Source organism: Devosia equisanguinis (assembly GCF_900631955.1).
GTDB classification, from domain to species: domain Bacteria; phylum Pseudomonadota; class Alphaproteobacteria; order Rhizobiales; family Devosiaceae; genus Devosia; species Devosia equisanguinis.
Genome location: NZ_UZWD01000054.1, coordinates 1 through 10,845, shown reverse-complemented (window position 1 = coordinate 10,845; position 10,845 = coordinate 1). Strand labels below are relative to the sequence as shown.

Genomic DNA, 10,845 nt, shown 5'->3' with positions numbered 1-10,845 from the left:
GAATGAGGGTGGGGGGTGGTTCAGTGATCCACTGATGGACCCCCACCCTCATTCCCTCCCCTCAAGGGGGAGGGAGGCGAAAGGGCCCCGGCGGTGTTCGCATGACGAAAATGACTCGACCTGTTTGGTGAGGGTGCCCGGTCGGGCACCCCAGTGTCGGTCAAATCAGGCGTAGATGGGGAAGCGGGCGGTGAGCGCCTTGACCTTTTCACGCACGGCCGCCTCGACGGTGGCATTGCCCTCGTCGGAATTGGCTTCGCGCAGGCCATCGAGCACTTCGACGATCAGCGAGCCGATCTCCTGGAATTCGGCCACACCAAAGCCACGGGTGGTGCCCGCCGGAGTGCCGAGGCGAATGCCGGAGGTGACGAAGGGCTTTTCCGGATCGAAAGGAATGCCGTTCTTGTTGCAGGTGATATAGGCGCGGCCGAGACCCGCCTCGGCGCGCTTGCCGGTGGCATTCTTGGGGCGCAGATCGACCAGCATCAGGTGGTTGTCGGTGCCGCCGGAGACGACGTCGAGACCATGGGACTTGAGCGTGTCGGAGAGGGCGCGGGCATTGTCCACGACCTGCTGGGCATAGGCCTTGAATTCGGGCTGCAGCGCTTCCTTGAAGGCCACGGCCTTGGCGGCGATGACGTGCATCAGCGGACCGCCCTGCAGACCGGGGAAGACAGCCGAATTGATCTTCTTGGCGATATCCTCGTCATTGGTGAGGATCATGCCGCCACGTGGCCCGCGCAGGCTCTTGTGGGTGGTGGTGGTGCAGACATGGGCATGGGGCACCGGCGAGGGATGCACGCCACCTGCGACGAGGCCGGCAATGTGGGCCATGTCGACCATGAGATAGGCGCCGATGGAGTCGGCGATCTCGCGGAAGCGCTTCCAGTCCCAGATGCGCGAATAGGCGGTGCCGCCGGCCAGGATCAGCTTGGGCTTGTGCTCATGGGCGAGGCGTTCGACTTCGTCCATATCGAGCAGATGGTCGTCCTTGCGCACGCCGTAGGAGACGACGTTGAACCACTTGCCGGACATATTGACGGGCGAACCATGGGTCAGGTGACCGCCGGAATTGAGATCCAGGCCCATGAAGGTGTCGCCGGGCTGCAAGAGGGCCAGGAACACGGCCTGGTTCATCTGGCTGCCGGAATTGGGCTGCACATTGGCGAAGCTGGCGCCGAACAGCTGCTTGGCGCGCTCGATGGCCAGGGTTTCGGCGACGTCGACGAACTGGCAGCCGCCATAATAGCGCTTGCCCGGATAGCCCTCGGCATATTTGTTGGTCATGATCGAGCCCTGCGCCTCGAGAACGGCGCGGGAGACGATGTTTTCCGAGGCGATCAGCTCGATCTCGTGGCGCTGGCGGCCCAGTTCATCCTGGATCGCCTGGGCGATTTCGGGATCGGTCTCGGCCAGCGTATTGGAGAAAAACTGCGGATAGAGCGAGGACGATGTGGCGCTCATGGGACTAAAACCTCGCGGAAAACGAATGGGTGGACATGACGGCGCTCATATCATGCTGCGAAGCACGATTCCAAGGCCGGGAGGGATAAGCAAAAGGCATAGGGCTCCCCTGGTTTACGGATGGGTGCCCAGGCGAGCGGCTCTACAAGGTTCGCGTTCCCCGATGGTTGCCCATCTCTTTCTCGCCAGTCGCGCGAACGGCTCCGTTATGGCGCAGAACCGCGCGCCTGTGAAGGGGCGATCGGTCGCATCGCGGCGGAGCATGGGGCGAAATGGTCAGGCCAGCTTGCCGCGGGTGGGGAGCGGAGCGGTGGCCGTGGTCTCGAGCTTCTTGCGCAGCTTGGCCATGGCGAGGCGTTCCATGTGCCCCTTGGCGGCGTTGACCGGCGCGATGACCACGACCTCGATGCCGGTAGCCTCGTCGATGGCGGCGACGCGCATCATCTGCCCGACCTGGGTAAATTCGAAAAAGACCTGGCCCTGGCTCATCGCTCCTCCTGCGATAGGGACGCTACAGGATTTGGCTAGGGGTCTCAACGCTTGTGCGGCGCCCTGCCCTTGCGAGGGGGCCGAACGATCCGAGAGTCGGTTCGGTAGTGGGAGTTTGCCGAGCCTGCAGCACCCCCACCTAGCCTCCCCCTGTAGAAGGGGGAGGGAGAGCAGAAGCCGAGCTCTTTGCGTCGCCCGACGAGCAAGAGACAACGCGCATTGCGCCGCACGCGTATCCCCAAAAGCAAAAAACCTCCGGAAAATCCGGAGGTTTGGTTTGATGGCTGGTGGAAAAGATCAGGCGTCGAAGGTGATCTTGCCCTGTTCGTCGAATTTGTAGACGTCGTCGCGGAAGCTGACGGTGCCCTGCTTGTTGGCCCAGGCGGTGATGTAGGTGGTGTGGATCGGCACCTGGACCTTGAGAGCGACATCGAGGCGCTGGAGCGAGGCGAAGGTGCTGTCGACGCGACCGCGATCCCAGTCGCCATTGTCGCGCAACAGCCAGGTGACCATTTCGTTGACGCCCTCGACGCGCACACAACCAGAGGAGTGGAAGCGGGCGTTCTCGCCGAACAGCGCCTTGGAGGGCGTGTCGTGCAGATAAACGTCGTGCTTGTTGAAGAAGTTGATCTTGCAGTGGCCCATGGAATTTTCCGCGCCGGGCTCCTGGCGATACATGTAGTTCACCTGCTGGTCGGTTATATTGGTCCAGTCGATGGTGGTGGGATCGATGGTATTGCCGCTGCCGTCATAGATGAAGATATGCTGCTTGGCCAGGTATTGCGGGTCCTGCTGCATATACTTGGTCAGGTCCTGGCGGACCAGCGACTTGGGGACGTGCCAGTAGGGATTGAAATTGATCTGGTGGATCTTGCTGGCCAGGATCGGGGTGGCGCGCTCGACGCGGCCGACCACGGCGGTGTGGCGCTGCTCGACCATGCCGCCGGCAACGGCTTCGATGGTGGCGGCAGGAATGTTCACCACCACATAGCGATCGGACAGTTCCGCGGCCATTTTCTGCACGCGGGTATAGTTGAGATAGAGCTGCTGCAGGCGGGTCGCAGCCGGCACGTTCATGGCGTACCAGGTGGCTTCGTCGACCTGGCCATTGACCACGAGACCATGGCGAGCCTGGAAGGCGCGGACGCCGAGATCGGTGGGCTGGTCGAAAAGATCGTTGATGCGGTCGGTCAGCGGCATATCGCCCGAAGAGATCAGGCGGCGCTTGAGCGCGACAACGGCCTGCGAGGACTTGCCGAGGTTGAGGCCATAGGCCTGCTGCGGGATTTCTTCCCAGCCGCCGGCGGCCACAAAGGGCTCGTACTGGGAAATGGCCAGCTGCAGATTATAAAGCGTGTCAAAGGACAGGATCGGCTCATTGGTGGCGATCAGAGCCTGGGCCGTGGCGGTGTTGCCGCCCTGGTCAGCGTCGCGCAGCACGCGATTTCGCCCGATCATGTCCCAGACGGATTCACCAGCGTCCTGAGCATAGGCAGATGGCAGCGTGGCGGCGGCGCCGGCCACGGCAAGAGTTTGGATAAAGGAACGTCGAGTCAGCCGCATTGAGTCACCCAATAGATCACCAGCCTGATCACTGGCGCGATATCATCGCAAAGACCGGCATCACAACGGCCTCAACGCCTTGTGAACCATCCGGCCCGTTTTACCCATAGTCAGGAAATGGTTTCCAACCACGTAACAGCGGCTGAACTGATAATGCGGCGCAAATAAGAAACGCCGGCCTTGCGGCCGGCGTTCGCGCACAGGTGTAGCACGGAGGCAACACGCGCGGGACCCATGCGATGTCCCCTGTTCAGGGGCCATGCTGTCAGAGCTTGTAGAGGATCTGGTCGACCCAGAAACGTTCCAGGCGAGCGAGAGCCTTGTTGAGGCCGTCGAATTCGTCGTCGCCCAGGCCACCGACCTTGTCGATCGACTTGAGGTGACGGTCATAGAGCTCGTCGATGACCTCTGCCACTTCTTCGCCCTTGGGCGTCAGGCGGATGCGGACCGAACGACGGTCGGTGCGCGAGCGCTCCTGGAAGATGTAACCGGTTTCGACCAGCTTCTTGAGATTGTAGGAAACGTTCGAGCCGAGATAGTAGCCCCGCGAGCGCAGTTCGCCGGCGGTCAGCTCGGCATCGCCGATGTTGAACATCAACAGGGCCTGTACTGGGTTGATGTCATCCCAGCCCATGCGGTCGAACTCGTCCTTGATCAGGTCGAGCAGGCGGCGATGCAGACGCTCGACGCGTGCAACGGCTTCCAGGTAGAGGGGCTTGAGACTTTCGGTCTGGGTCGGTGCCAGGGCTTCAGCTGCGTTCGATTTGATTGCCATTTGTGCCTCACTGTTCAATCAACGTGCGATTTTTCGCATCTCATGAGGCCAAACTACGGCCACCCGACTAAGATCGCCCTAAGCCGCACGCTTAAAACTATCTTACTGGAAAGCAATGAGAATTTGCCTTTATGCTTCGTTACACCGGGTGATAAAATTGTAACCTTTCCGAGGGGTAAAGACCCCGTTCAGGTCCTGTTTTCCATTCCGCGCCCCAAGGGCACGACGCCCCGGATCGCCAGCGGCGAACCAGGGCGTGACGGCTTGGCGACCTCTCGGAAAGGTCAGGCCGACAGCGGACGGGTCAGACGCCCGACGCCAGCCAGCTTGGTGGCGATGACCAGGCCAACCCCAGCCGCCTGCCCCAGAAGCAAAGCCATGCCCAGAGGGGTGAGTGTGGACGCATGTACCGCAGCCAGTGCGATCGAGACGAGCACCCAGCTGCAGTCGCCGGCGATATTGAGCCAGACCAGAGCGGGCGCGGGACGGGCGATTTTGCCGATTGCGTAGTTACAGGCCGCCCAGAACAGGAGGAAGATGCCGGCAGCTGTGAGGTGCGCCGATGGCAGGGGCCAGCCAAGCAGCAGGCTCAGAGGCTCGGCGAGAGCTATCAGCAGCAGCGCGCCACCCACGCAAATGCCGGTATCGGCTCGGTAGATGGTGTGAGGGTCGCGGAGCAATGCGGCGGGGGTCAAGGCAGTCATGTTCGGGTCTCCCAATGGGTTCGACCGCCACCATTGGCCAGCGCAGGTCATGACCGCAATTCCCTCAGAGGTAATGGAATTGTTTCCCCGATCGGGGCAATGTGGATGGGACGAAATTGACCGACGGGTCAGTGTGCTGCGAGGAGCAAAAGGCCATGTTTGACACCGCCCTGCGCGATTGGCGCAACCGCCGCGACATGAGCCAGATGGCGCTGGCGCTCGCCGCCGAGGTGTCACCGCGCCATCTCTCCTTCCTCGAAACGGCGCGGGCACGGCCGAGCGCTGCCATGGTGCTGCGGCTGGCCGAGGCGCTGGGGCTGCCGCTGCGGGAGCGGAATGCGCTACTGGTGGCGGCCGGATTTGCGCCGCAGTTCGGGGACAGCGACTGGCTGAGCCCTTCCATGGCAGAGTTGCGCCGGGCGGCACTGCTGCTGCTCGGGGCGCATATGCCCTACCCCGCCATCGTGCTCGACGGGGCATTCTGGATTCTGGAGGCCAATGCGCCGGCCCTGGCGCTGATCGGCGCCAGCGAGACCACGCCGCGACAATACAATCTCGCAGACCTGGTGTGCCAGCCAGGGCCGACGCGCGAGTCGATCCTCAACTGGCCGGAGGTCGCGGGCTATCTGGTGCATCGGCTGCGCGAGGCGGTGCGCCGGCATGGGCCGTCCTCGGAGCCGGCCAAGGTATTGGCACGGGTCTTGCGGCAGGAGGATGCGGCGGCGCTGGTGCATGCCCATGAGAGCCAACGGCACCTGGCGCTGCTGCCGCTGGAATTCCGCATCGAAGGGGCGGTGACGCGCTGGTTCACCACGGTAACCAGCTTTGGCGGGCCGCAGGATGCGCTGGCCGAGGAAATCACCATCGAGCAGTTTCACCCGGCGGGGTGAGATCAGGCCTCAGTCGGCGGCGTGGGCGCGATTGAGTCGCAGGTCGAGAACGAACACAACCATGACGGCGGCGGCGATCACGATACGGATGCCGAAGCCGATGGCCGAGATGCGTACATCGGGATTGCCGGCAATATAGAGCGCCAGCTCGACCACGGTGGTCGCCATCATCAGGAAGGCCCCCCAGCTGGATTTGATCCACAGGCCAACCGATGCGAACAGCCGCGCCACGGTGAAAACGCCGAGATAGGCGAAGGCGGTCGAGCCCATGGTCTCGAGCGGACTGATCGCGCCAAGATTGATGCCCAAGAGGCGCGCGGCATCGTTCAACCCCAGCAGCAGGGCGACGATGGCGATGATGCGGATATAGATGGCGAGGGCGGGAGCCTTGAACAGCATGGCTCTCCAATATCGCCTGGCTGCCCCTGCGACAAGCATTGCCTTGGAAAGCACGCGGTGGGCCTGCTAAGCAGGCGGCAGAACAGGAGACGACCCATGACGCAGAACTGGCCCCGCCACGACATGTCCTTTCTGGCCGGGCACCGCTTGCGCCGCACAAGGCGCACGGAATGGAGCCGCGACATGGTGCGAGAAACCCAATTGCTGCCGCGCGACCTGATCTGGCCGCTTTTCGTCATCGAAGGGCAGAACGAGCGCACCCAGATCAAGACCATGCCGGGGGTGGAGCGGCGGTCCATCGATCTGATGGTGGAGGCGGCCAAGGCGGCACGCGATGCCGGGATTCCGGCGCTGGCGATTTTCCCCAATACGCCGGACCATCTGCGCGCCGAGGATGGCGCCGAGGCCTATAATCCGGACAACCTCATGTGCCGGACACTGGCGGCGATCAAGGATGCGGTGCCCGAAATCGGGCTGATCGCCGACGTGGCGCTGGACGAATATTCGAGCGATGGCCAGGACGGGCTGGTGCGCGACGGCGAAATCCTCAACGACGAGACCGTCGAGGCCATGGTCAGGTCGGCGCTGGTGCAGGCGCGGGCCGGCGCCGATATCATCGCTCCATCCGACATGATGGATGGCCGCGTCGCCGCCATTCGCGCGGCGCTCGACGATGCAGGCTTCGAGCAGATACAGATCATGTCCTATGCCGCCAAATATGCGTCGTGCTTCTACGGGCCGTTCCGCGAGGCGGTGGGCTCGGGCAGCCGGCTCAAGGGCGACAAGCGCACCTATCAGATGGACTACGCCAATTCGGACGAGGCGATGCGGGAAATCGAGCAGGATATCGCCGAGGGGGCGGACTCGATCATGGTCAAGCCCGGCCTGCCCTATCTCGACATCGTGCGCCGCGCCCGCGACGCCTTCAACGTGCCGATCTATGCCTATCAGGTGAGCGGGGAATACGCGATGATCGAGCTGGCGGGGGCCGCCGGCGCTATCAACCGCGATGCGGCGGTGCTCGAAAGCCTCTGGGCCTTCAAGCGCGCCGGCGCGAACGGGATTCTGACCTATTACGCGCTGGAAATGGCGCGGAAGCTGGGCTGACCGGACTTCGCGGCCGTTCTAACCCGCGCGTTCCGTCGTACCATCTTCGGCGGCGAGCTGGGCCGGGCGTTGGCCGCGGCGGCGGCGGATGGCGCTGATCATGCCGGCGATGGCGACGAGGCCCATGCCGGCCAGGGCGATGGGCTCGGGCGCATGGCCGAAGACCAGCCAGCCAAGGACGCCGGCCCAGACCAGATGCATATAGGTCATCGGCGCGACCAGCGCCGCCGGGGCATAACGATAGGACTGGGTGAAGAGGTAATGGCCGAGCCAGGCGGAGACGCCAAGGCCGGCGAACAGCACCAGTTGCAGCGCGGTCGGCGCGGCGCCATGCAGGGTCCAGGGCAGGAAAATGCCGAAGCCGATGGCACCAACCAGGGCCGAATAGAACAGCATGGCCATGGTGCGCTCGGTATGCGCCAGCACGCGCGAGAGCAGGTTATAGGCGGTTGATACAACCACATTGCCGAGCACGAACAACACGCCGAGCGGATCGAGGCCACTGCCCGGCCGGGCGATGAGCAGCACGCCGGCAAAGCCCAACAGGGCCGCAAGCCAGGCGGTTGGTCCGACCTTCTCCTTGAGCAGCGGGCCCGACAGCAGCACGACCAGCACCGGGCAGAGATAGACGATGGCCGTGGTTTCGGCCACCGGCATGCGCTGCAGGGCCAGGCTGACCAGGAATGAGCCCAAGGCGAGGCTGGCGGCGCGAACCAGCACCAGCCCGGTGCGCGTGGTGCGCACCATGTCGCGTCCGTGGAACGGCGCGACCAGAGCCAGCATCAGCAGGCAATGGGTGATGTAGCGGATGGCCGCTACCATGGGCACGTTGTATTCGGTGATCAGCAGCTTGTTGGTGGTGTCGTTATAGGCGAAGAGCAGCGTCGCGCCCAGAATGAGGACGAGGCCGCGCAGGGGCTGATGCGTCAGCGGCGCGGGCGAAACGGGCTTGGACATGAATGGCTTCCGGGGCGGCGCCGGCTGGTTCCGGCGACTCGTGAGAGGTGGGAATTGCCCCACTCTAACCCCCGCGGCAGCTGTGGGACAGCCACGGGATCATTTCTGTGCCCGCCCCTCTTGCATTGCGGCCTTTCCGTGACAATTTGTCAGCCATGAGCACCCAATATTCCGCCCGCCCGATGCTGCCCGATCCCGAAACGGCCCCCGAATTGTTCGAGGGGCTGCTGACGCGCCGGCTCGCGGCCTTCATGATCGACACCGTGCTGATTTCGTTCATCGTGATGGCGGTGGCGATGGGTGGTTTCATTCTGGGTATCTTCACGCTCGGGCTGGGCTGGCTCTCGATCTTCTTCTTCGTGCCGGCAGCGGTGGTGATCTATTATGCGGCCACGCTCGGTTCGAACCGGCGTGCCACCATCGGGATGCAGACGATGGATATCGTGCTGACCCCGACCCGTGGGCAGCCGCTGGATGGCTGGATGGCCTTCTTCCATGCCCTGCTGTTCTGGGCGACATTCTGGATTTCCTGGCCGATCGCTGTGCTGTTCGCGCTGTTCACGCCGCGCCGGCAGATGATCCACGACCTGATCATGGGCACGCTCATGGTCCGCCGCTCGCCGATGATCCGCCATTGGCAGCGGATGCGGGACGAGGAACTGGACGCCTATTGAGGCGCAGGCCCCACAGCGCCAACCGGGCTTTTCCGAAAAGACGCCAAAGTGACTGCGGTGGCGTTGCAGGGGACGGTTGGGGCGGTTACACTGGGGTATTGCGCAATTGGCTCGCCAATGACCGACCAGACCCCTGACAATACCCAATTGTTCCTGACGGCCGCCATGCCGTGTCCCTATCTCGAGGGACGCACGGAGCGAAAGCTGTTTACGCATCTGACGGGTCGTCGGGCCTCGGCGCTGCATCATCTGCTCAGCGATAACGGCTTTCGCCGCAGCCAGAACCTGATCTATCGCCCGGCCTGCGAGGGGTGCAATGCCTGCCAATCGGTGCGTATCGTGGCCGGCGATTTCGCGCCGTCGCGGCGCTTCCGACGCGTGCTCAACAGCAATAGCGACATCGCCATCACCGTGCGTCCGACGGCGGCGACATCGGAGCAGTTCGAACTGTTCAAGCGCTATCTCGATGCCCGCCATGTCGGCGGCGGGATGACGCAGATGAGTTTCCAGGACTATGAATACATGGTCGAGGACACGCCGGTGCAGTCAGTGCTGGTGGAATATCGGCTCCGCGACCATGCCGACCAACAGCTGATAGCCGTGGCACTCACCGATGTGATGCCGGACGGGCTTTCGATGGTCTACAGTTTCTACGATCCCGAGATGACGCATCGCAGCCTCGGCACTTTCCTGATTCTCGACCATATCGCCCAGGTGCGCTCCGCCAATCTGCGCTATGTTTATCTCGGCTACTGGGTCGAGAACTCCCCAAAAATGGCCTACAAGGCGCATTTCCAGCCATTGGAAGTCCAGCGCGGTCCGCTGGGCTGGGTGCCGCTACAACCACAGCGGTGACATCTGGTGGTAAGCGTGGATGCTTTCGGACGCGATTACACAGCGATATCGAAGACGATGAGACCGTCAATGCCGCCATCCAGGGCGGCGACCAGGCGGCCGCCGGCAGCTTGATGGGCGGGGTGGACCAGATAGGTGTCGCGCGCGGTCTCATCGGCAAAGTCGATGACGAAACCCTCGGTAAAACCCTTGTGCAGACCTTCGGGTGAGATATTGGGGCCGGCGCTCATGGCGAGGAAGCCGGGAACGACTTCACGTAAAGATTCAAGTTCGGCGTAAATACCGTTCCGCGCCTCTTCGGTCACATCGGCGCGAAAGCGGGCGAACACACAGTGACGGATCATTTTGCCGAGTCTCCAGAGTCGGTTAGCCGAGGATGCTCAAGCATAGAGTCCTGATGAGGCGTGGCAAAGTGGGGCGCACGGTGAGCCGAGGGCGGAAGCGCGTTTGTTGGGTGAAGACCGCACAGGGGTTTGAGCGTGTTGCACACCCCCACCCGGCCTCCCCCTGGAGAAGGGGGAGGAGTTGCATCGCGTTCTGGGAAAGGTCGGTGAAAGGCGCCGGCTGGTTATCCTAGCCAGGGGCGGTTTTTATGTCGGGCTTATTGGTAACGCTTTCAGGTCCCTTTCGCCTCTCTGCCCCTTGAGGGGAGGGATTGAGGGTGGAGCGCTGAACCAACCGAAAATCCGTTCGCCGATGGGAGTTTGCTGAGCCTACAGAACCCCCACCCGGCCTCCCCCTGGAGAAGGGGGAGGAGTTGCATCGCGTTCTGGGAAAGGTCGGTGACAGGCGCCGGGCGGTTTCCCTACCCAAGGACAGTGCCGGGCTTGTTGGTACGCCAAAGAGCCTAAAATTCATCTCGGTTTGAAGTGATCTAGACCATTTCAAACTGAGGTGGACTCAGCGCGCTTTCGCCTCCCTCCCCCTTGAGGGGAGGGATTGAGGGAGGGGGTCCATCAGTGAGTCGC

General features: G+C 63.0%; 12 protein-coding genes and 1 riboswitch. Of the genes, 4 read left to right on the top strand and 8 right to left on the bottom strand.

Annotated features, from left to right (window positions below; genetic code table 11):
- Positions 1-165 precede the first annotated feature (165 nt).
- From glyA to DEVEQU_RS18625, 5 genes are all read right to left on the bottom strand, one after another.
- Positions 166-1,464 carry a serine hydroxymethyltransferase gene (gene glyA / locus DEVEQU_RS18645; protein WP_126152113.1) on the bottom strand — a complete coding sequence of 433 codons (1,299 nt, stop codon included), beginning with the start codon at positions 1,462-1,464 and terminating at the stop codon, positions 166-168.
- A 119-nt stretch (positions 1,465-1,583) separates the two neighbouring features.
- Positions 1,584-1,667: riboswitch (ZMP/ZTP riboswitch) on the bottom strand.
- A gap of 73 nt (positions 1,668-1,740) precedes the next feature.
- Positions 1,741-1,953 carry a DUF6898 family protein gene (locus tag DEVEQU_RS18640; RefSeq protein ID WP_126152112.1) on the bottom strand — a complete coding sequence of 71 codons (213 nt, stop codon included), beginning with the start codon at positions 1,951-1,953 and terminating at the stop codon, positions 1,741-1,743.
- A 297-nt stretch (positions 1,954-2,250) separates the two neighbouring features.
- Complete coding sequence (locus tag DEVEQU_RS18635; protein ID WP_126152111.1) at positions 2,251-3,516, bottom strand: L,D-transpeptidase family protein; 1,266 nt, start codon at positions 3,514-3,516, stop codon at positions 2,251-2,253.
- A gap of 265 nt (positions 3,517-3,781) precedes the next feature.
- Positions 3,782-4,291 (bottom strand): transcriptional regulator LdtR, encoded by a 510-nt coding sequence (gene ldtR / locus DEVEQU_RS18630; protein ID WP_126152110.1) that lies wholly within the window; start codon positions 4,289-4,291, stop codon positions 3,782-3,784.
- 284 nt (positions 4,292-4,575) lie between these two features.
- Positions 4,576-4,995 (bottom strand): hypothetical protein, encoded by a 420-nt coding sequence (locus DEVEQU_RS18625; RefSeq protein ID WP_126152109.1) that lies wholly within the window; start codon positions 4,993-4,995, stop codon positions 4,576-4,578.
- 155 nt (positions 4,996-5,150) lie between these two features.
- Between DEVEQU_RS18625 and DEVEQU_RS18620 the strand changes: the two genes are divergently transcribed.
- Positions 5,151-5,885 (top strand): MmyB family transcriptional regulator, encoded by a 735-nt coding sequence (locus tag DEVEQU_RS18620; protein WP_126152108.1) that lies wholly within the window; start codon positions 5,151-5,153, stop codon positions 5,883-5,885.
- 9 nt (positions 5,886-5,894) lie between these two features.
- Here the strand turns inward: DEVEQU_RS18620 and DEVEQU_RS18615 are convergent, their stop codons facing one another.
- A complete protein-coding gene (locus DEVEQU_RS18615) occupies positions 5,895-6,284 on the bottom strand; it encodes a hypothetical protein (protein WP_126152107.1) in 390 nt (129 codons plus the stop codon).
- Between the two features lie 96 nt (positions 6,285-6,380).
- Here DEVEQU_RS18615 and hemB point away from each other — a divergent pair, with 96 nt between their 5' ends.
- On the top strand, positions 6,381-7,391 hold the full coding sequence (gene hemB, locus DEVEQU_RS18610; protein ID WP_206437889.1) for a porphobilinogen synthase: 1,011 nt from the start codon (positions 6,381-6,383) through the stop codon (positions 7,389-7,391).
- Positions 7,392-7,409: 18 nt separating this feature from the next.
- On the opposite strand, the gene DEVEQU_RS18605 is transcribed toward hemB, so the two are convergent.
- Complete coding sequence (locus DEVEQU_RS18605) at positions 7,410-8,348, bottom strand: DMT family transporter (protein ID WP_126152106.1); 939 nt, start codon at positions 8,346-8,348, stop codon at positions 7,410-7,412.
- Between the two features lie 155 nt (positions 8,349-8,503).
- On the opposite strand from DEVEQU_RS18605, the gene DEVEQU_RS18600 reads away from it, so the two are divergent.
- Positions 8,504-9,022 carry an RDD family protein gene (locus DEVEQU_RS18600; protein WP_126152105.1) on the top strand — a complete coding sequence of 173 codons (519 nt, stop codon included), beginning with the start codon at positions 8,504-8,506 and terminating at the stop codon, positions 9,020-9,022.
- A 117-nt stretch (positions 9,023-9,139) separates the two neighbouring features.
- Entirely contained in the window at positions 9,140-9,877 is a 738-nt protein-coding gene (locus DEVEQU_RS18595; protein WP_126152104.1) for an arginyltransferase, read from the top strand.
- A 35-nt stretch (positions 9,878-9,912) separates the two neighbouring features.
- On the opposite strand, the gene DEVEQU_RS18590 is transcribed toward DEVEQU_RS18595, so the two are convergent.
- Positions 9,913-10,221, bottom strand: a complete 309-nt coding sequence (locus DEVEQU_RS18590) for a Dabb family protein (RefSeq protein ID WP_126152103.1) — start codon at positions 10,219-10,221, stop codon at positions 9,913-9,915.
- Positions 10,222-10,845 lie beyond the last annotated feature (624 nt).

Bases quoted from the DNA above. Each gene is read 5' to 3' on its own strand.
- DEVEQU_RS18605 (WP_126152106.1), bottom strand. From the start codon at position 8,348: ATGTCCAAGCCCGTTTCGCCCGCGCCGCTGACGCATCAGCCCCTGCGC.
- DEVEQU_RS18590 (WP_126152103.1), bottom strand. From the start codon at position 10,221: ATGATCCGTCACTGTGTGTTCGCCCGCTTTCGCGCCGATGTGACCGAA.
- DEVEQU_RS18640 (WP_126152112.1), bottom strand. From the start codon at position 1,953: ATGAGCCAGGGCCAGGTCTTTTTCGAATTTACCCAGGTCGGGCAGATG.
- DEVEQU_RS18615 (WP_126152107.1), bottom strand. From the start codon at position 6,284: ATGCTGTTCAAGGCTCCCGCCCTCGCCATCTATATCCGCATCATCGCC.
- DEVEQU_RS18600 (WP_126152105.1), top strand. From the start codon at position 8,504: ATGAGCACCCAATATTCCGCCCGCCCGATGCTGCCCGATCCCGAAACG.
- ldtR (WP_126152110.1), bottom strand. From the start codon at position 4,291: ATGGCAATCAAATCGAACGCAGCTGAAGCCCTGGCACCGACCCAGACC.
- glyA (WP_126152113.1), bottom strand. From the start codon at position 1,464: ATGAGCGCCACATCGTCCTCGCTCTATCCGCAGTTTTTCTCCAATACG.
- DEVEQU_RS18635 (WP_126152111.1), bottom strand. From the start codon at position 3,516: ATGCGGCTGACTCGACGTTCCTTTATCCAAACTCTTGCCGTGGCCGGC.
- DEVEQU_RS18625 (WP_126152109.1), bottom strand. From the start codon at position 4,995: ATGACTGCCTTGACCCCCGCCGCATTGCTCCGCGACCCTCACACCATC.
- hemB (WP_206437889.1), top strand. From the start codon at position 6,381: ATGACGCAGAACTGGCCCCGCCACGACATGTCCTTTCTGGCCGGGCAC.
- DEVEQU_RS18620 (WP_126152108.1), top strand. From the start codon at position 5,151: ATGTTTGACACCGCCCTGCGCGATTGGCGCAACCGCCGCGACATGAGC.
- DEVEQU_RS18595 (WP_126152104.1), top strand. From the start codon at position 9,140: ATGACCGACCAGACCCCTGACAATACCCAATTGTTCCTGACGGCCGCC.